Origin of the sequence: Pseudothermotoga sp., from assembly GCA_025060105.1 — a bacterium.
Lineage (GTDB): Bacteria > Thermotogota > Thermotogae > Thermotogales > DSM-5069 > Pseudothermotoga_A.
Genome location: JANXCS010000003.1, coordinates 92,227 through 112,701 on the forward strand (window position 1 = coordinate 92,227; position 20,475 = coordinate 112,701).

The window sequence follows — 20,475 nt, forward strand, 5'->3', positions numbered from 1 at the left end:
AAGTTGTAAACCCTTTGAACACAGAGGCGCGATCTTTCACAGTACGTCCACCCCTCTTTTAGTTCCAATATAGTTGATCATCGCCAGAGTCAAAAGTTTTTCTTCAGAAAATTCGTTCCGCCCTACTTCACCAGCTATCGTCCCATTCGAGATGACGATGATCCTATCACTTATACCTATCAGCTCGGGGAGATAAGATGAGATGAAAACAACAGCCTTGCCTTGACTGACGAGCTCGTTGATCAACCTGTATATTTCAGCTTTTGCTCCAACGTCTATTCCATTCGTCGGTTCATCCAATATCAAGACATTGGCCACTCTACTTAGCCATCTGGCCAAGATGACTTTCTGTTGATTTCCTCCACTCAGCTTTTGAACAGGATGAAATATGCTTGGGGTCTTGATGGCCAATCTGTTGACCTGATGTGAAGCTATTTCTTTCGCTCTCTTATGGTTTACGAAAATTGCTAGAAAGGACAGTAGATCCGAGTAGTTCACGGAATTGACGTTGAATTCAACATTTTGTATAGAAAACACTCCCTGTGTTCGTCTGTCTTCGGGAAGATATCCAATACCATGTCTAATAGCATCTCTCGGTGACCCTATGGTGACCTTCTTACCTTGCACATAGATCGAACCTGATTGAAAACGATCCAAACCGTATATTGCCCTTGCTATTTCCGTTCGTCCTGCTCCGACTAAACCGTAGATACCAAGGATTTCCCCCGCACGTAAAGAAAATGAAATGTTTTTGAATTTCTTCCCCGTGAGGTTTTCAACCCTCAACACTTCAGGCCCCAAGGTTACTTGTTGCTTATAATACATTTCTTCTATCTTCCTACCCACCATTAGTGGTATCAGCTCTTTCACGGAACCTAATTCAGAAACATTATAAGTTCCAACAACTTTGCCATCTTTCAATACTGTGACCGAGTCGCATATCTCAAAAACTTCCTCTAAATTGTGTGAGATATATATCACACCGATATTTTGTTGCTTCAAAGTTCTTATCATGTTGAACAGAAGTTGTTTCTCTTTGCTGGTTAACACCGCTGTGGGTTCATCGAAAATGACTAATCTGGGGTTCATGAGTAACACTTTTGCTATGGTTAGCATTTCTTTCTCAGCCAGGCTCAGTTCTTTTATTTGCTTGTTCACATCGACCTCGAGCCCCATTTCTTTCAAAAATCTTTGAGCCTCAGCTTTCATCTTCTTCCATCTCACAAATCCCAAGCGTGTAGGTTGAGACCCGAGAAAGAAGTTTTCTGCAACGCTCATGTCTGGGGCTATCATTACATCTTGATACACAGCAAAGATTCCCAACTTTCTTGAAAGAATTGGATCTATCTTTTTAAGCTCCCGTCCCAAAAAATAGATGTTTCCACCATCTTTTTCATACGCGCCGGTGATTATCTTTATCAAGGTGGATTTACCAGCCCCGTTTTCACCGACCAATCCTCGAACCTCGCCTGAACTTAAAGTAAAATTCACATTGTCGAGAGCTTTCACGCCTGGAAAAGACTTACTCACATTCTCAATTCTCAGCAGATCAACCACCACGTTCCCCCCGTTTTTCCAGCCCATTCAAGTTTGCTCTGGCCATTCCCATGTGCACGATCGATACACTCAAAGTTCTCAAATTTGTACCACACTGATTCTAATTCTATTTTTTGTTTAAGAAACGAGGGGGATAAACCCCCTCGTTTCAGTGGCAAGGAAACAGTCTCAATATCTCTTCCTCAAGTATGGATCAAGTACCCATTTGAGTTGGTCCATATTTTCCCTCGTTACGACATAGACTCCTGTATCAAAATAGGTTGGGAGTGGTTCACCGTTGATGGCCATGAATGCGAACATGACACCTTTGTAACCCATACCATGTGGATCTTGAACGATGAGAGCTTTGAGTATGCCCTTTCTCAATGCCTCAACTTCTTGAGGATCAGAGTCGTACGCAACCGCTATGATTTTATCTTGCAGTCTTCTCTCTTCGAGCACTCTAGCTACTCCCACACCAGTGTGGTTGTTATCCGCAAATATCGCTACGAGCTGGTCACCGTATGCGGTAATTAAATCTTCAGTGGCAGCCATGGCTTTAGCTATGTCGTTGTCGACATACCTTGTTGGGAGAATTTCAAGTTCTGGTGCGAGTTCTTTGAGCCTAGCCTTGAACCCATCATCTCTGTCGATCAAAACCTGAACGCCTGCCATTGAACTGATGAGTCCAACTTTTCCTTTCAATGGTTTTCCAGCTTTTTTGAGGAACTCGACCACTTTTTCTGCAGCTAATCCTCCACCGAGTTTGTTGTTGGTGGCAAGAAAGCTGTTATAACCTGTGTTGAACACGAAGTTGTCGATGAGAATGATCTTGATACCCTGTTGATAAGCCCTGTTCAAAGCTGGTGCCGTTGCGTGAGAGCTTGTAGATGATATAACTATAGCAGCTGGTTTCGTTCTTATAACATCTTCGAGTATGGCAACTTGTTTGTCAATGTCTGCTTCGGATGGAGGACCGTACACTGTAACCTTGATCAACCCCTGAAGATCCTTCTCGGCGTTCTTCGCCCCAACGATGGTGTACTGCCAGAACTCCGAGTCTGTCGCTTTGACGATGAAAGCAATGTTGTAAGCTCCGAAGACTGTAACAACACACAGTGCAAGAACACTCAGCAACGTGAACAACCTCTTCATACAAACACCCCCTCACAAAAAGGATTCTATTATAATGTTATAACTTTTAATGAACCCGTCAACTTCCAATTCGTCGGGTTTTCTTACCTTGAAAGCGCAAAATTTCCCATTATAGTTTTATGAGCTTTCGAATGCTCATTCAAGTTTTTGATTTCGCTTGTAATCTCATTTGTTTATCACATCTATGATATCTATGATAGGATCTGTGACGGAGGTGAAAGCCGTGAAAACCATACGTTCTCGGATGCTCAGTTGGCTTTTGCTACCGATCGTGATGCTTTCCACTGGCATCGCCTTGATCGTTTATATCAACGTCTCTAGATCGGCTGTGTCGATGACTGAAAAAGCGGCACAAAAACTGGTGGCCTCTGGAAGCAGAACCATGACGGAGTGGCTCAACAGGATCGTGGATCGGGTGCGGGTTTTAGCAGAGAAAAAGGTGATAGCTCAAGCTGTAATTGAGGGCACAGAAGATCTCTTTATCTGTTATGATGATGGGATAGCGCGATCCACCAAAGGACAAGAAGCAGATATTTCAAATAGATCCTACTTCAAGGAAATCTTTTCTGGTAAAGATTTGATAATCAGTGATCCGGAACTTTCGCCGTTCAGTTCCAATCCTTGCTTTGTAGTGGCAGCATCTTTCAAAGATTATCAGGGAAAAACCTTGGGGTTCTACGCGGGAACGATACCACTCGAGACGTTGGCCAAAATGGTCGAGGAGATCAAACTGAGTGAAACTAGCTTTCCTGTCGTTGTTTCATCAACTGGGGTTGTGATGGTTTATCCCGACCGTTCAAAAGTTTTAAAGCTCAATTTGACCGATGCAGATAAAGAGTTAGGTTACAGAGGGCTCAGTCAAATTGGCCAAAGGATGGTGGAATTGCAAACCTCCTATGGAAAGTATACAGACGATAAACATCAAGAGTATTACGCATTTTTCACACCGGTGAAGGGTACCCCTGGATGGTCCCTCGGAATAATTGTTCCTTCAGCAGATATTCTGAAGGACGCTCGGAGAATGAACATCCTTTTAACCGTACTGTTCGTTGTTTTGGTCTTCGTGACGGCTTTAATCGTGTACATCGTGTCTGGCAGCGTTGCCAATTCCATAAAAAAACTCGCTGCCGGTGTAGCGGACTTTGGTGAGGGAAATCTTTCAGTGAATTTCGCGATGAAGGGTAAAGATGAAGTTTCTCAAATGGCACACGCGTTGGATCGAATGACTCACACGCTCCGCAACACGGTCGAGGAAATTCTGAAAGTATCGAACAGCATAGATGAAGCTTCACAAAATTTTCATCAAGATTCTGCCCTGCTGGATAGATCAGTAGAACAACTCACACAGGGAATGAAAGAAATAGCTGAATCTGTTGAAGGTGCTACGAGTCTACTCAGCCAGATCACTACAGGCATCGATGAAGTTGCCAGCAGCGCGCAAAATGTTGCCAAAGCCTCCCAAGAATTGGCTGAAAAGTCGACGTATGCGAAGACGATCACGACGAAAGGCGAGCAAATCCTGAACTCAATCACAGCTGCTATGAATGAATCTCAGAACAAATCAAACCTTGCGGCTAAGATAGTTGAGGAGTTATTCATTAAAGCCCAGAACATCGGTGAAATAGTTAATACAATCAATTCAATCGCGGAACAAACAAATTTGCTGGCTTTAAACGCTGCCATTGAAGCGGCGAGGGCTGGCGAAGCAGGAAGAGGTTTCGCGGTCGTGGCGGATGAGATAAGGAAACTTGCTGAACAAAGTAAACAAGCTACCGAGAAGATCAATCTGATCCTGGGAGGCATAAAGCAAGAAACCGACCGGGCAGCGAATGCCACGAAAGATTTGGTGCTCTCTATTCAGCACGTAATACAGCAGTCGAGTCATGTTATGCAATCGTTGAAAGAAATAACACAGCGTGTAAACGAAATTGCTACTATGACGAACAACTTAGCTGCGAGTGCGGAACAACAGAGTGCAGCATCGGAAGAAATGGATGTGGCCGTTAAGTCTCTAGAGCAATCGATGAAAAAGATTGGGGACAGGATTCAAAAGATGAACGATAACGTCGAAAGTCAAGCGAAGATCAGTCAACAAATAAGCGAAGCGAGTTCACAACTCGTAAAACTTGCGGAGGTTTTGAAGCAACGAATGGGGTGGTTCAGAGTGTGATGGAGGTACAGATCGAAAATGAACCCTGGTCCTGAAGTACGGTTACGAACGAAGAGAGGTTATCCAAAACTTGGGGCAACACCAGACGACAGCGGTGTGAATTTTGCTTTGTTCAGTAGGCATGGTAGGAGGGTTATACTCGAGCTTTATCAAAATTACTACGATGATAAACCATCACACAGATTTTTCCTCGATCCGATCAGAAACCGCACCGGTGATATTTGGCACATCTATGTATATGGTGTTGGACATGGTCAGTATTACGGTTGGCGTGTCGATGGAGAATACGATCCTGAGAATGGGAAGCGTTTCAACGTGAACAAGTTGCTGTTCGACCCTTACGCCAAAGCGATTTCATCTACGATAGATTGGGATGAACCGTACATATACGGTTACGATAAGAATTCGCCGCTGAACGATCTGTCTTTCTCAACGCTCGATTCGGCACAAAGTCATGCCAAATGCATTGTGATCGACGATTCTGTTTACCATTGGGAGGATGACAGGAGACCCAAAATTCCATGGAAGGACACCATCATTTATGAAATGCATGTACGGTTTTTTACGATCAGTCCAACATCCGGGGTGCAGTATCCTGGCACTTATAAAGGGATTTTGGAGAAACTCGAACATCTCAAGGAGCTCGGTGTGACCACGATAGAGTTGATGCCCGTGTTCGAATTTTCTGTGAACTCCAACATGAACGTGAATCCGTTCACCGGTAAGCGTTTGAAAGACATGTGGGGTTACAATCCCCTGGGTTTTTTTGCCGTAACTGGAAATTACTCAACTGGCATCAAACTCGGAGAGCAAGTTTTCGAGTTCAAGGATTTGGTCAAGCAATTACACAGAAATGGTTTCGAGGTGATCTTGGACGTAGTTTATAACCACACAGGTGAGGGAAACGAGCTTGGACCCACACTCTCATTCAGAGGCATAGACAACGAAATTTACTACATGCTTGATCCATCGAATAAGAGAAATTATTTGAATTATTCTGGTTGTGGTAACACGCTGAACTGTAACCATCCCGTGGTGAAGGAAATGATCATAGATAGTTTGAGATATTGGGCCACGGAGATGCACGTGGATGGTTTCAGGTTCGACTTGGCCGCGATCCTTGGAAGAACACCGGATGGAAAATGGATAGGAGATCTGTCCCTTTTGAAAGACATCTCGGAAGATGCTGTCTTGCACGATTTGAAACTCATCGCTGAAGGTTGGGACGCGGCAGGAGGTTATTTCCTAGGCCAGTTCCCACAAGGATGGGCGGAGTGGAATGGAAGGTACAGAGACGTCGTGAGGCGTTTCGTCAGGGGTGATGAAGGAACTATCGCCGAGCTTGCGACTCGCATCGCGGGAAGTGCGGACCTGTATGCTGGAAGATCGCCACACGCGAGCATAAATTTTGTGACGTGTCACGATGGTTTCACGCTGAGAGATCTGGTGAGTTATCGATACAAGCACAACGAAGCCAACGGGGAAGGTAACAGGGATGGTACAGATGAAAACTTCAGTTGTAACTACGGCGTAGAAGGCGAAACCGATGATTCCGAAATAAACAGGATAAGAAAGCAGCAAGTGAAAAACTTCATAGCGATACTCATGGTTTCGCACGGCACACCAATGGTGCTCATGGGTGATGAGATGTACAGAACACAGAAAGGTAACAACAATGCTTACTGCCACGATGATGAAACTACTTGGTTGGACTGGTCCTTGAAGGATAAACATCACGATATTTTCAGATTCTTCAAGAAAATGATTCACTTCAGAAAAGCCCACCCGGCACTCAGGCGAGAGCATTTCTTCACGGGACAAGCGACGAGTCGTGGTATACCCGATTTGACTTGGCACGGTGTGAAACCTTTTGAACCCGATTTTTCTTACCATTCTCACTCTATCGCTTTCATGATCAGTGGAGATGTGAAAAATGGTGAGCAAGATGACGATATCTACGTGATACTCAATCAATGGAGAGAACCTTTGAGGTTTGTGTTACCGTACTTGCACGGAAAAAGTTGGTACAGAGTGGTCGACACCTCGAAAGATTGCCCCGAAGATTTTCTAGATGAGCCAGAACACGTAGGTTATGTATACATTGCACAACCAAGAAGCACGGTGATTTTCATAAGCAAATGAGATGAAATAGATAGAGTATAATACAAGAAACACCATAAGGGGGGATCACAACGTGAGAAAGATCTCGATCATATTCATCCTTTTACCCAGCATCGTTGCTCTATCGCTCGTTCCGATCACTGCAGATTTTGCATTGATTTTGAACGATATCGAAATGGTCCAAAACATATTGCCTCTGACCGTCAAATCGAAAGGACCATCGACTGGTTTTGTCTGTTTCTTTGGTAAGCTAACGTTGAATTTACCAGCGTTTTTTGAGATCATCGGGTCAGAAGATTTAGAGAAAATGCAGGATTTTCTGGACGTTTCGATCGTCACGAACGATCCTGAATGGGCAGAAACAAACTTGCAGCAGTTCATCCAAGGCAAGACCCCCATTCAACACGAAGGCATGCATTATTTTGTGAGCAAGATCATGCTCGAAGATGTTGAAGCCATGGTACAAGGAAAACTGGCGGGGCTTGAACTCGACAGAACCGTATTGGTTCATGGAAGGATCCGCACCGTTCCGATCCTCGGCATAATTTTGCATTTGCTTGGCTTCAGCGAAGGAATACCAATCGAGGATGAATTCACGCTGAATATTGATCATGATGACATCTTGAGTATGCACATTGTTTCAAAGAAGGTTTGCAAGTCAGATTGGGAATTGGAACAGTTGAGAAAAAAGTCCGCACCGCATGGGCTCAAAGTCCTTCCGGATGCCGATCTGATTTTGATAGTTCCTACTTCTCTATTGAGACAGGTTCCCGGAGAATTCATAGAAGAATTCGATATGGATTTCGATGAGCTGGGATCGATCGCTCAAGGATCAACTTTCATTGCCTTGAGTGCTTCTCAAAAAGATTCTAAGCTTGCGATTTCCTTCGATATAGAACAAAAATTCATAGAGAAATTGGTCGAGCAGTTTGAAGAAAGAGCAAGCGTTCAAAGAACAGACGATTGGATCATCGCCGTTTCTGAAGATTTCACATTGAAAGTACCCAGTAAAGGTGGGGTAGCTTTTCTTCTTTTCAACGTTGAAGAGCAAGATCTAACCGGCATCGAGATGAACGTTGTTGCGAGATTTTCTCTCAGTCAGGAAGAATTATTCATCGATGTTTCAATCTCTAGAGACGGCTGTTCTTTGATCATAGACGCCAAAATTTCCAGTTCTGCCCTCAAGGAACTTCTGTCTGAGATCTTGTCAGATTTACTTCCCATGCCAGAAGAACTCAAAATGCTTCAGAAGATTTTGAATGTCATAGATGAAGCATACTACTATGAAAATGCCAATCCACCTGAAAATCTGGAGCAATTGCAGTCGCTGATCGGCGAGGAACTTTCAAAAGATATACTCTATTCTCGGGAAGAACAAGACGGAACGTTCATCGTTCGTGTTGGTATCAAGACCGATTTGGTTGAACATTTCAGCGAAGACGATATCTACGAAATCATAGAGATCGCTGTCGATGAAATCGAGATCGATGAATTGAACAGGATAATTTATTTCATCAAGAGCTACGAAAAGTATGAATTACCCTCGATACCCGAGATCGTGAGAAACTTGGTCGAAGGCTTCAGGATGTACTATCGCGACTATGGAACTTTACCAGAAGATTTGAAGGAAGTGCTGGTTTGGTACACTTGGTTGCCTTCCACAGTTCGTGAAATGGTGGACTTCAGTGGAGAAAATGAGGAAAAAAGAATAACTTTGAAGATCAAGAGTGATGAAGAACTCGAGAAGGATCTGATTGAAGAACTTTCGTTGGAAAAAGTTGTGTATGAAAACGGTGTCATGATCGTGATCTTCAAGGTTGAATAGTTACCATTCCACACCTCATTGGGGCAGTGAACTGCCCCTTTTGTTTTTTGCATAAAATGTTAGTCTAAACAATTGGAGTGATAGGTTTGTTCCTTCCAACAACCAAAGAAGAAATGGAAAAACTCGGTTGGAAAGAACTGGATGTGATATTGATCACGGGTGACGCTTACGTGGATCATCCATCTTTCGGTATCGCCTTGATAGGTCACTACCTCGTTTCGAAAGGGTACAGAGTGGGTATCATTTCACAGCCTGATTGGAATTCAGAGAAAGATATCACACGGTTGGGAAGACCGAGGCTTTTCTTCGGTATCACAGCGGGAAACGTTGATTCTATGGTTGCCAACTACACCGCATCGATGAAGAAAAGAAAGAACGATGATTACAGTCCAAACGGTGTGTCAGGAAAGCGTCCGGATCGAGCGACCATCGTGTATTCAAACTTAGTGCGAAGGTTTTTTCCAGACGTCCCCATAGTACTTGGAGGCATTGAAGCCAGTTTGAGAAGATTTGCACATTATGACTGGTGGCAGGACAAAATCAGAAAATCTGTACTTTTGGATGCGAAAGCGGACTTGTTGGTGTATGGAATGGGTGAAAAAACTGTGCTGAACATAGCAAAAATTTTGGAAAAAACAGGTGATATCGAGAAGTGCAAAGATATCAGAGGTGTTGTGGTATGGACATCGAAGAAACCCGAAGGTGCTGTAGAACTTCCAAGTTATGAAGAAATCTGTTCTGACAGGTACAAATACGCAGAATCAGTGAAGATGCAAATCTTATTGACAGATCCTTTTAAACCAGTTAAGTTGTGCCAAAAGCAAGACACCAGATACGTGGTGCAGAATCCTCCAGAGTTTCCTTTGGATCAGAGAGAGCTGGACGAGCTGTACCTTTTACCTTTCGAAAGGAAAGTCCATCCTTATTACGAATCGATGGGACACGTCAAGGCCATAGACACCGTTCAGTTTTCCATCACCGCTGTGAGAGGTTGCTACGGTGGTTGCTCCTTCTGCGCCCTAACGCACCATCAATCGATCCATATAACCTACAGGAGTGCAGAATCGATCTTGGAAGAAGTCAGGATGCTGACGAAACATCCCGATTTTAAAGGTACAATAAGCGATGTTGGTGGTCCTACAGCCAATTTGTATGGCTCTAAATGTGTGAAAAGAGAAACTCAGGGCCCATGCGATCGGCCCTGTGCTTTCCCAAAAACTTGTTCCAACGCGATACCAAATCATCGAATTTTCATCGATCTTCTTGAAAAGATTCGATCGATACCAAAAGTGAAGCACGTATTCATTTCATCGGGTATACGACACGATCTCGTTCTAGCTGATCCGTTCGGCAAGGAGTTCATTCGAAAACTGGTTCAGTTCACACCAGGCCAATTGAAACTCGCACCTGAACATGCTCATCCGAAAGTTTTGAAACTGATGAGAAAGCCACCTGTAGAACTCTTTCTGAGATTCAAAGATGAGTTCGAAAAGGCCGCAAAACTTCAAAACAAAGAAAGGTACGTCGTGGGTTACTTCATAGTGGCACACCCAGGTGAATCGGTAAAGGAGAATGAGTATCTCAAGAAATTCATTCAAGAAAAGCTCAACTACAAGCCTCAACAAGTGCAGATCTTTACACCCACACCAGGCACCATCAGCACTGCAATGTACTACAGTGGGGTTGATCCCATGACCGGAGAAGAAGTGTTCGTGGAAAAATCCTTAAAGAAACGGAACTGGATGAAGCAGAACATCACGGGATCAAATTCCTCAAACTCGATTGAATGAAAGGCATCAAAGTGTTTCTTTGAATTTGTTGGTCAAAGGCATTCGCCAATCTTTACCAAAAGCTCTCTTCGATACTTTGATACCTATCGGTGCTTGTTTTCTTTTGTACTCATTGGCGTGAATCATTCGCAAAACCTCCACCACCGTCTTGGAATCATAGCCTCTCTCGACGATCTCCTTAGCATCTAAACCTTCTTCAACGTACAAGCGGAGTATCTCATCCAGTACCTCGTACGGTGGCAGTTTTTCTTGATCGAACTGTCCTGGTTTCAACTCGGCCGTGGGTAGTTTGGTGAACACCCTTTCTGGTATGATCTGCTTACCTTTCCAACGGTTGTACCACCTTGCGATCCTATAAACATCTGTTTTGTAAATATCTTTTATGACCGCAAAGCCACCCGCCATGTCACCGTAGAGAGTACAATAACCCGTGGCGATCTCGCTCTTGTTACCCGTCGTCAAGACGAGCCAACCGAACTTGTTCGAAAGAGCCATCAGGTAGTTTCCTCGGATGCGTGCCTGTATGTTCTCCTCGGTTACGTCCATCGGCTTGCCAGAAAAAACAGATTTCAAGACCTGAAGGTATTCTTTAAACACCTCGTTGATCGGCAGAATGAACGTTTCTATGCCAAGATTATCTGCCAATAGCAGAGCATCCTCAACACTTTCCTTCGACGTGTACATAGATGGCATCAACACGCCTTTGACGTTTTCAGCTCCAAGAGCTTCGACCGCAATGGAAGCAACGAGGGAAGAGTCTATACCTCCGCTCAGTCCCAAAACGACCTTTTTGAAACCGTTTTTTCCTATGTAGTCTCTGAGCCCTGTTACCAGCGCTGTGAACATCTCTTGTTCCCGTTCGTAAAGTTGTGAAACAGAATTTTTCAGCCGATCACTCTTCAACCTCGGTTCATCGAACTCGACTACCTCGACTGGATAATTTTCAATGTGTGTATAACGACGCCTCGGATCGGTCAGATTCACCCTCAAATTCTCGTCCAAATCCACGTCTACAGTGAGAAGATCTTCCTCGAACAACTTGGCCCGTACTAACAGATCTCCGTTCGCGTCGCACACGAAACTCGCTCCATCGAACACGAGTTCGTCCTGACCTCCAACCATGTTGCAGTAAGCGATCGCAACGTGATGCTCGTACGCTTTCGCCGAGACATACTTTTCTCTGAGTTTGGCTTTTTCAATACAGTACGGCGAGGCGGAGATGTTCAAGATCAACTGAACTCCGTTCCCGCTGACCAGAGTGGCCAAGGGCTCGGCTGGGCTCCAGATATCTTCGCACACCGTCAAACCGATCTTGATCGAGCCGAATTTGAGGATCATCAATCTTTGACCTGGACGGAAGTATCTTTTTTCATCGAACACACTGTAGTTTGGCAAGAAAATCTTTCTGTATATGCCACGCACTTTCCCATCATGGATGACTGCTGCGGCGTTGTACACATCTTCATCGAAATCTATGAAACCAACGACACAAACGGTTCTCTTTCCTAAGGTATAGCGCACCACTTCGTTCAGAGCATGGCGGTTGGATTCTAAAAATGAAAGTCTGAATGTGAGATCTTCCGGTGGATAGCCCGTGATGAAGAGTTCAGGTAAGAGTAGTAAGTCGCTCTGTGTTGATTCTGCAAGGTCTATCGCTTGTTTTGCCTTCATCACGTTACCTTCGAAATCTCCTAAAGTTGGGTTGAGTTGAGCTAGTGTGAGTCTCACTCTCTTCACAACCATCACCAGAAAAATGATACCATTGAGTTTTGAAAGAAAAAAGCATCGCTCGATGATAAAATGTTTTTTGGAGGTGATTCGATTGAAGATCAAATACCTTGGTCATGCCGCGGTGTTGATCGTTCATGGGGAAAAAAGAATCATGATCGATCCGTTCATCACGAACAACCCCCAATCGCCCGTGAAACTTCAAGACATTCCCAAGGTGGATTACATACTCGTTACTCATGGACATGCCGATCATTTGGGTGACACTGTGAAGTTGGCGAAGCGTGATGGATCAACGGTCATAGCAAATTTTGAATTGTGTAGCTATATCTCCAAACATGGTGTGAGCACACATCCGATGCACATAGGTGGCAAGTACGCCTTCGACTTTGGGAGTGTAAAACTGACGCCTGCACTGCATGGTTCCAGCGTCGTCGAAGGTGACCTTCCAGTTTATGCGGGCAATCCCTGCGGCTTTTTGATTGAAATCGGTGGTAAGAAGATCTACCATGCTGGCGATACGGGTTTAACGAAAGACATGGAATTGCTCAAAAAAGAGAACATAGATTTGGCTTTCCTTCCAATAGGTGGTAACTTCGTGATGGATCTTTGGGACGCAGTCGAAGCTGTGAAAATGTTGCAACCTAAGATCGTAGTCCCCATGCACTACGATACTTGGCCCGTCATCAAGTCGGATCCTTCGAGATTCAAAGAGGAAGTCGAGAAATTGAACGTGAAGTGTGTCATAATGAAACCTGGTGAAACACTCGAGCTGTGAGGCGATTCACATGCGTCTCACATTCTTTTTCTTTTTATCGTTGGCGAGTGTTGTGTTGTCGATGATCTATCACATTCCAACCGACGTGGCGTTACCGGACGAGTTGTATTTACGTTCTGGAAGCAAATCTGTGAATTTTCAATACTTGATGCTCTCCTCTGAGCCTGACATAGTCATGCTTTTGAAAGGTTGGATCTTTTCTCCTGTGGAATGGCCCGGGGAACGTAGTTTTACTGTGATCATAGAGGGCGAGGATTTCAAACACGAGTTCTCCGTCAAAGGTGTACGGAAAGGTATCTATTTCTACATGCCTCAACATCTACTTGTGTTGCCTACAAACACGAAGAGCATAACGGTGAATGGGATCGCGATCGAACTTCCAAGGAAATTGGGTTTTTCTGTGAAACGTATCAACGTTGGAGCATCGGAGGCGGGTTTAGTAACGTTGAACGAGCTCATGAAAGAAACTTACGATTTCAGACAAGGTGAAAAAGTATTTTTCAGGATCGACGCTGGACGCAAGAACACCGGTGGTTACGACGTGCGCGTTGAAGATCTCAAACTGGTAGGTTCGACCATCATGGTCAAAGTTCGCGTTGTACCACCCCCTCCGGGCGCGATGGTGACCCAAGCGATAACTCATCCATCCGTTCTGTTGGAGATCACCGACACATTACCATCTGGCTATTACACAGTCAGGTGCACTCTCATCGACGAAGATGAGAAATATTTTCAAGTGAAGTTCGAGGTGCGTTGATACATGTTGCTGTTCGGTCGGGATATAAACGAATTTTTTGAGACTGTAGAGTGTGATGCTCCAATTTCTTTGGCTCTAAGGAAAACGAGGTACGGTTTTGTGATGAACTATCGAGACGAACAACACGTGCAACCGGTGAAAATACTCGAATACGATCGAAACACAGTTTGGTGTCCACAGAGTCAATCTCTAAAAGGTATTGTCGTGAAAGACGACATTTTGGTTGGATTGGTGGGGTTCACAAACGTTCAGGCAAAGGAAGAAGGCGAAAATGTCGTCGTGTCAGCTGAGCCTGAGAAGGGTTCTTTCATCGTCATTTTGAAAGCATCTGAAAAGTTCGAATTGTTCAAAAGATTTCTCGAAACGTTGTTGATTTCTTTCGAGGGGATGCGTGTTCAGATCCCAAAATCTTTCATCCCATACGATCAGGAAAAGAACGTTCAGTTCGACAAGCCCGATCAGATCGCTCTGTTGAAAACAACCGATCAAAATCTTGCACAAAAGCTTCTTCAAAGAGGTCTTCAAGTTGCAATCGAGGCTGAAAGTGAAGAGGAAGTGGAAAGTTTTTATCGACTAGGCGTTCGATATTTCCACCTGAAAGACTACAACAAAAATTTGTGTAGAAAATTTCCAGATTGTTGTTTTGTGATAAAGCACGGAACACTGATCGAATCTTTGAGGTTCGCACACGGAATCGTTTTTGACGCAGAAGGATTATCACTCGAAGATATAATTCTGTCGAGCATGTTGAACCGTTTGCTGGTTCTTTATGTGAAAGTCTTCCCTACGTGGACCAGACTTCTGGATATACTGGGTTTCGGCGCACTCGGTTGGATTAGATCCATCAATCCGCTTTTTACAAGGATCGAAAAGTTGAATGAATCATCGTACCGCATACTTTTCATTGACGAGACCAACCTGCCGAGTGTCGCGATTTTGAACACTTTGAATGGTGAAATCGAATGGATTCAGAGTTCCAGACGGGTCAAGGTTGTCCGAAACACAAAGCTCAACGATGATGGAAGACGGTTTCATTTCTATGTGGAGGGAGAAAGTGAATGCTCGAGCTGAGATACAACCCACTCACCGACGAATGGATCATAGTTTCTGCCGAAACTCAACGCAGGCCAGTTCAACCATCCCAACAGAGCTGCCCAATATGTGTTGGAGGGTTGGAACTTCCAGAAGGATACGATTTGGTCAGCTTTGAAAACAGATTTCCGGCGCTCAAAAGGAACCCACCCAACGTCGAATCTGAATCGAGCATCTTTTCGAAGAAGCGATCTTTCGGTGTGTGTGAAGTGGTTGTTTACACTTCCCAACACGATACGGCACTACCGGGCATGCCATTGAAACAGATAGAAAAACTCATAGACATGTGGATTGACAGGACCATTCAACTGTTTTCGCTCGATTTTGTCGAGTACGTTTTCATATTCGAAAACAGAGGTAAAGAGGTGGGAGCGAGTCTTTCACACCCACATGGTCAAATATACGCATTTCCATTCCTTCCGAAGCGAATCCTCGCTAAAATGGAGGCCATCCAGAAATGGTATACGGAAAAAAATTCCTGCGTCATTTGCGACGTGGTTGCTGAGGAAACTAGTGTGAAAAAAAGGACCGTTTTCGAAACCGAAAGCTTCGTTTCTTTGGTGCCTTTTTATGCGCGTTTTCCATTCGAAGTGCATATCTATCCAAAACGCCACATTGTCTCACTACCGGAATTAACGGCTCAAGAAAGATCCGAGCTGGCGAAACATCTGAAGGTGATCACATCCAAGTACGATGGACTTTATGACCAAGAGTTTCCATACATGATGATGTTTTTTCAAGCACCGATCAAAGCTGTTGGTGCTGAACTTTTTCATCTCCATGTGGAATTCAATCCACCCAAAAGGGATAGAGACAAAATCAAATGGATGGCCAGTGTGGAGACGGGTACCTGGGCCTTCATAAACCCCATGGTGCCTGAACAGGCCGCTGAGATGTTGAGAAGGATCGAGGTGAGTGAACCGTGACTTTGAAAGTGAGAGCGCCAGGGAGAGTGAACATCATAGGAGAACATACCGATTACAACGACGGTTTCGTACTACCATTCGCGATAGATAGGTACATAGAGGTGGAAGCGAAACCTTCGAGCAGGTTCATCCTCACTTCAAAACTGTACGGGCAAACCCTCGAAGTTGTGAAACATCGAAGAACTGGTAACTGGACCGATTACATCATGGGCGTTGTGTGGGCTTTGGAAGAATCGGGTTATCGCGTGGAACCTTTCGAAATGGTTGTAGATTCCACGTTACCAACCGGTGCTGGTCTTTCAAGTTCTGCGGCTCTCGAAGTTGCGAGCGCCGTAGCCATCATAAAGATGATGGGATACAAGATCGATCCCATGGATCTAGTTCATCTGTGTGTGAAAGCTGAGCGCGAATTCGTCGGTGTTAGATGTGGGATCATGGACCAATTCACGGCAGTTTTTGCCAAAAAAGATCACGCCATCTTGCTGGACACGATGACGCTCAAGTATGAATATGTGCCACTCAATTTGGATGATCACGAGTTCGTGTTGATAGATTCCAACGTCAAGCATGAACTGTCGGCGTCCGAGTACAACAGGAGAAGACAGGAATGCGAGATGGTTTTGAAAAGTTTGAACAAAAAGTCTTTCAGAGAACTTTCCGAGAATGATCTGGCATCTTTGGATCCGATTCTGAGGAGACGTGCCAAACACGTCATTAGCGAGAACAAAAGAGTTTTAAAAATGGTTGATGCTTTGAAAAAAGGCAACATGTTCCTCTCAGGATGTTTTCTTTATGAATCGCACGCCAGTTTGAGGGATCTTTATGAAGTTTCCTGCGAAGAGATCGACTTCATCGTAGGTTTTTTGAAAGGTAGGGTAGGTATAATAGGGGCCAGAATAGTCGGTGGTGGATTTGGAGGAAGTGTGCTCGTCCTCGCTCGCAAGGGGTATATTCAGTTCAGCTTCGAAGAGTTGAGCAAGGAGTACAAAAAGTACTTCAAAAGAGAGATAAAAATGCTGCACGTGAACAGCAGTGATGGCGTTTTGAAACTCATAGCTCCTGAATCCTCGAGTGTGATTTGATCCTCAGCCTTGCATAGATGACTAAGACGATCAAGGTGAGAATGAAGGGTATCATGTTGGTTATCTCCGATGGAATCCTTAAACTTTGAAGGGTGAAACCGAACGCTTCAGCTATTCCAAACAGAAGAGCACCGAAGGCTCCAAAAATTGCAGATTTTCCCCCTAAAGCCTGTGCTGCAAGTGCTATGAAACCTCTACCGCTGGTCATATCCCTGGCGAACCATGATACATAACCCATGGATAAGAAAGCACCAGCAAAACCTGCAAAAATTCCGCTCAAGATCAATGAAAGATACCTCATTTTTGAGACAGAGATACCGACGGAAACTGCCGCATTGGGATTTTCTCCAACAGCCCTCATCCTGACACCGAGGGGGGTTTTTCTAATAAAATAATCGACGACGAAGATCGAGATGATCGCCAAATAAGTGAGCGCGTTATGGTTGTTCAGCATCTTGCCAACGAACGGTATATCTCTCAACAACGGTACGTCCAACCTAGGTATCGGTTGGCTCCCAAGGGATGCTGAAGTACCTTTCTCACCCGTCAGCAAGAACAGCATGAACACCGTAAAACCGGAAGAGAGTAAGTTGATCGCCACACCAGCTATCACCAAATTAGCGTTCAATCTGAGATGGACGAACGCCAAGATCAAAGCGAGGATGGTGGATGAGAAGATACCAACCATCAAACCGATCCAAGGGTTTCTCGTGAAAGCACCGATTATGGTACCCCAAAAGGCAGACATGAGCATCATGCCTTCGATGGCGATATTTATGGTACCAGTTATTGAACTCAGCAAAGCTGCCATGACGGCGAACAGCAAAGGAGTTGAGACCCTCAATACGCTGTACCAAAAGGCTGGATCGACGATGTTTGAAACGACTATATTCATTCTTTCATCGCCTCTCTCTCGATGATTCTCTGTTTGAATTTAGCAAGCAACGCCTCAGCGGTGATGAGCAAGATCATGATGCTCTGTAGAACGATGACGACTTCTGGAGCTATCCCAGTGAGTCTACCCATGATGTTCGCACCGACTCTCAGATAAGCGATGAAAAATGCACTTGGTATCACCAAAAATGGATTGTTACGCGCGATGATCGCCACCACTATTCCATCGAAACCATAGCCAGGAAACGATTGCCACACGAACCGCCTGTACATCGCTGAAATCTCGATACCGCCAGCGAGTCCAGCGATGGCACCAGCAAGGATTTGCACCCAGAACATAACGTGTGAGACGTTTATACCCGAATAGAAAGCGAACTTTTTGTTGGCACCCATTGCCCTTATTTCGTAACCGAACTTCGTGCGATACACGAGTAACCCGATCACTATGACCACGCCGACCGCCACGAACAAGCCTGAATTGAGTCTAAAGCGCGTTAAAGTTGCTAACCACGCGGTTTGTGGGAATCTGTAGGAAACCAACGCACCCGCAGCTTTGTCTCTGAAATAGTTGTTGACCAAAAACAGAACGAGCAGATACGATATGTAGTTCATCATGAGCGAAGAAACGAGCTCGCTCGCTTTCCATCGAGTTTTCAACCAAGCTGGCACAAAAGCCCAGGCGGCGCCAAACAACGCCGCACCAAGGAGTGTCAGTAAAAGATGTATCCAGGAAATGGCTGGAAATGTGAGTGCGATCAACATCGCACCGAAGGCTCCAAAGAAGAATTGCCCTTCAGCTCCTATGTTGAATATTTTCGCTTGGAACACAAGGCAGAGCGAAAGGCCTGTGAACATCAGTGGAACAGCGTTGTTCAAAAACTCGACGAACCTTCTCTGTGTGGATATCGGGCCATAAAGGAACCATTTGAAAGCCTCCGAAGGATTTTTAGTACCAAACAGAAGGAACACATAACCTATGAACAGAGCGATCAGAATACTGAGAGCGAATCGAAGAAATTCGAGCCATGCGATCTTTGCCTTCATCCACCGGCCAACTCCCTTATCTGCGCTTCTGACTGTCTTCTGACACCGAGCATGTAATAACCTATATCGGTTTCAGTGAGTCCATCGTTTCTGAAACTCGCCACGATCTCTCCTTTGTACATGACTATGATTCTGTCAGCGATCTGGAGAACTTCCTGTAGATCCGTTGAAACTAACAAAACGGCTTTTCCTTCATCACGCATCTGTAAAAGCTTCTTCCTTACGAACTCGCTCGAGGCAACGTCTATTCCATGGGTGGGTTGGTTGGCAATTATTATCTTTGGTTCATTCGTCATCTCACGTGCGACGACGACCTTTTGCATGTTTCCACCGGAAAGCATTCGCATCAAAGTTGTGGGACTCTTCGCTCTGATGGTGAACCCTTTGATGAGATTTTGTGCATGGTTCAAAACAACTTTCGTTCTATAGATCAAACCCTTGCTGAAAGGTTCCTGCGAGTATCTATCTGAAATCAAATTCTCTGCCACAGTTAGATCGAGGGCGCTACCAACTTCAACTCTATCTTCGGGTATGTGTGAGATGCCGAGCTTTCTCAATTTCCACGGTTTGACTCCGAGGACGTTTCTTCCACTCACGATGATCTCGCCAGTTGCTTTTTCTCTAAGGCCCGTTATTATCTCAACGAGCTCCTTTTGACCGTTTCCTTCCAAACCAGCTATAGCGAGTATTTCGCCTGATCTCAGCTCAAAATTGATGTTCTTGAGTATGTGTGCTCCATCTTCTCTGAAGTAATTCAAATTCCTCACGGTCATGACCGCTTCTCCGGGCTCACGGAATGTCCTTTTTATATCGTATTCAAACTTTCTACCTATCATGAGTTCAACGATATCTGTTTCGCTCAGATCCTGATTTCTGTAAGTACCGACAACTGTACCGTTGCGCATTATCGTTATTCTGTCGGATATCTGCTTCACTTCGTTCAATTTGTGGGTGATGAATATCACAGTTATTCCGTTCCTAACCAAATTTTTCAGTACGACGAACAGTTCTTGGACTTCCTGTGGTGTCAATACAGATGACGGTTCGTCGAGTATGAGTATCTTCGCACCCCTTATGAGCGCTTTCATGATCTCCACACGTTGCTTCACACCCACCGGGAGATCCAACACCTTTTCTCTAAGTGGTAGCTCGAAGTTCAATTGCTTTGCAAGTTCACTTATGCGGCGTTCCATTTCTTTGATGTCCACACTCAGACCTTTGCGGGGTTCGATACCCAACATGATGTTTTGAGCGACTGTGAAGGAAGGTACCAACATGAAATGTTGATGCACCATGCCGATGCCGAGCGATATAGCTTCTTTCGGTGAACTCAGATGCACAGTTTTCCCAAAAACTCTGATTTGTCCAGTGGTTGGTTTTTCCATGCCAAACAAAATCTTCATCAACGTAGTTTTACCTGCTCCGTTTTCTCCAACCACGGCGTGTATTTCACCGATATCCGCCGAAAAATTCACTTCTTTGTTCGCAACGACACCGTTGGGATAGATCTTCGTAATGTTGATAGCTTCAATCGCTTTCACATCCATCTCCCCATGAAAGCTGGGGGCTAAAACCCC

15 protein-coding genes are annotated in these 20,475 nt (G+C 44.7%); 9 read left to right on the plus strand and 6 right to left on the minus strand.

Annotated features, from left to right (window positions below):
- Positions 1–36: 36 nt before the first annotated feature.
- Both NZ875_03875 and NZ875_03880 read right to left on the minus strand, forming a co-directional pair.
- Complete coding sequence (locus NZ875_03875; GenBank protein ID MCS7174875.1) at positions 37–1,557, minus strand: sugar ABC transporter ATP-binding protein; 1,521 nt, start codon at positions 1,555–1,557, stop codon at positions 37–39.
- A gap of 168 nt (positions 1,558–1,725) precedes the next feature.
- A complete protein-coding gene (locus NZ875_03880) occupies positions 1,726–2,691 on the minus strand; it encodes an ABC transporter substrate-binding protein (GenBank protein ID MCS7174876.1) in 966 nt (321 codons plus the stop codon).
- 223 nt (positions 2,692–2,914) lie between these two features.
- Here NZ875_03880 and NZ875_03885 point away from each other — a divergent pair, with 223 nt between their 5' ends.
- The 4 genes from NZ875_03885 to NZ875_03900 all read left to right on the plus strand — a co-directional run bounded on the left by NZ875_03885 (position 2,915) and on the right by NZ875_03900 (position 10,597).
- A complete protein-coding gene (locus NZ875_03885) occupies positions 2,915–4,861 on the plus strand; it encodes a methyl-accepting chemotaxis protein (protein MCS7174877.1) in 1,947 nt (648 codons plus the stop codon).
- An 18-nt stretch (positions 4,862–4,879) separates the two neighbouring features.
- The gene (glgX, locus tag NZ875_03890; protein MCS7174878.1) at positions 4,880–7,003 is read left to right on the plus strand and encodes a glycogen debranching protein GlgX; all 2,124 of its coding nucleotides are present in this window, start codon (positions 4,880–4,882) and stop codon (positions 7,001–7,003) included.
- Positions 7,004–7,055: 52 nt separating this feature from the next.
- Complete coding sequence (locus NZ875_03895; GenBank protein ID MCS7174879.1) at positions 7,056–8,807, plus strand: hypothetical protein; 1,752 nt, start codon at positions 7,056–7,058, stop codon at positions 8,805–8,807.
- Between the two features lie 86 nt (positions 8,808–8,893).
- Positions 8,894–10,597 carry a YgiQ family radical SAM protein gene (locus tag NZ875_03900; protein ID MCS7174880.1) on the plus strand — a complete coding sequence of 568 codons (1,704 nt, stop codon included), beginning with the start codon at positions 8,894–8,896 and terminating at the stop codon, positions 10,595–10,597.
- Positions 10,598–10,603: 6 nt separating this feature from the next.
- Here the strand turns inward: NZ875_03900 and NZ875_03905 are convergent, their stop codons facing one another.
- Positions 10,604–12,334: an NAD+ synthase gene (locus NZ875_03905; protein ID MCS7174881.1), complete on the minus strand. Its 1,731-nt coding sequence runs from the start codon at positions 12,332–12,334 to the stop codon at positions 10,604–10,606.
- 85 nt (positions 12,335–12,419) lie between these two features.
- On the opposite strand from NZ875_03905, the gene NZ875_03910 reads away from it, so the two are divergent.
- Genes NZ875_03910 through NZ875_03930 form a run of 5 tightly spaced genes read left to right on the plus strand, consistent with a single transcriptional unit; the run spans position 12,420 to position 16,960 of the window.
- Positions 12,420–13,103, plus strand: coding sequence for a metal-dependent hydrolase (locus tag NZ875_03910; protein MCS7174882.1), 684 nt, complete (start codon positions 12,420–12,422; stop codon positions 13,101–13,103).
- A 10-nt stretch (positions 13,104–13,113) separates the two neighbouring features.
- On the plus strand, positions 13,114–13,860 hold the full coding sequence (locus tag NZ875_03915) for a protease complex subunit PrcB family protein (protein ID MCS7174883.1): 747 nt from the start codon (positions 13,114–13,116) through the stop codon (positions 13,858–13,860).
- A 3-nt stretch (positions 13,861–13,863) separates the two neighbouring features.
- Positions 13,864–14,931 carry a hypothetical protein gene (locus NZ875_03920; protein ID MCS7174884.1) on the plus strand — a complete coding sequence of 356 codons (1,068 nt, stop codon included), beginning with the start codon at positions 13,864–13,866 and terminating at the stop codon, positions 14,929–14,931.
- Positions 14,919–15,878: a galactose-1-phosphate uridylyltransferase gene (gene galT, locus NZ875_03925; protein MCS7174885.1), complete on the plus strand. Its 960-nt coding sequence runs from the start codon at positions 14,919–14,921 to the stop codon at positions 15,876–15,878. Before NZ875_03920 ends, galT begins: the two co-directional genes overlap by 13 nt.
- A 2-nt stretch (positions 15,879–15,880) precedes the next feature.
- On the plus strand, positions 15,881–16,960 hold the full coding sequence (locus NZ875_03930) for a galactokinase (GenBank protein MCS7174886.1): 1,080 nt from the start codon (positions 15,881–15,883) through the stop codon (positions 16,958–16,960).
- Here the strand turns inward: NZ875_03930 and NZ875_03935 are convergent.
- Genes NZ875_03935 through NZ875_03945 form a run of 3 tightly spaced genes read right to left on the minus strand, consistent with a single transcriptional unit; the run spans position 16,929 to position 20,439 of the window.
- Positions 16,929–17,855, minus strand: a complete 927-nt coding sequence (locus NZ875_03935) for an ABC transporter permease (GenBank protein ID MCS7174887.1) — start codon at positions 17,853–17,855, stop codon at positions 16,929–16,931. The genes NZ875_03930 and NZ875_03935 overlap by 32 nt on opposite strands.
- Positions 17,852–18,898, minus strand: a complete 1,047-nt coding sequence (locus NZ875_03940) for an ABC transporter permease (GenBank protein MCS7174888.1) — start codon at positions 18,896–18,898, stop codon at positions 17,852–17,854. Before NZ875_03940 ends, NZ875_03935 begins: the two co-directional genes overlap by 4 nt.
- The gene (locus tag NZ875_03945; GenBank protein MCS7174889.1) at positions 18,895–20,439 is read right to left on the minus strand and encodes an ABC transporter ATP-binding protein; all 1,545 of its coding nucleotides are present in this window, start codon (positions 20,437–20,439) and stop codon (positions 18,895–18,897) included. The genes NZ875_03940 and NZ875_03945 overlap by 4 nt, the downstream gene beginning before the upstream one ends.
- Positions 20,440–20,475: the final 36 nt, after the last annotated feature.

What these genes read in the sequence shown, in the direction of transcription:
- galT (MCS7174885.1), top strand. Translation starts at nt 14,919, where the DNA reads ATGCTCGAGCTGAGATACAACCCACTCACCGACGAATGGATCATAGTT.
- NZ875_03920 (MCS7174884.1), top strand. Translation starts at nt 13,864, where the DNA reads ATGTTGCTGTTCGGTCGGGATATAAACGAATTTTTTGAGACTGTAGAG.
- glgX (MCS7174878.1), top strand. Translation starts at nt 4,880, where the DNA reads ATGAACCCTGGTCCTGAAGTACGGTTACGAACGAAGAGAGGTTATCCA.
- NZ875_03935 (MCS7174887.1), bottom strand. Translation starts at nt 17,855, where the DNA reads ATGAATATAGTCGTTTCAAACATCGTCGATCCAGCCTTTTGGTACAGC.
- NZ875_03915 (MCS7174883.1), top strand. Translation starts at nt 13,114, where the DNA reads ATGCGTCTCACATTCTTTTTCTTTTTATCGTTGGCGAGTGTTGTGTTG.
- NZ875_03940 (MCS7174888.1), bottom strand. Translation starts at nt 18,898, where the DNA reads ATGAAGGCAAAGATCGCATGGCTCGAATTTCTTCGATTCGCTCTCAGT.
- NZ875_03880 (MCS7174876.1), bottom strand. Translation starts at nt 2,691, where the DNA reads ATGAAGAGGTTGTTCACGTTGCTGAGTGTTCTTGCACTGTGTGTTGTT.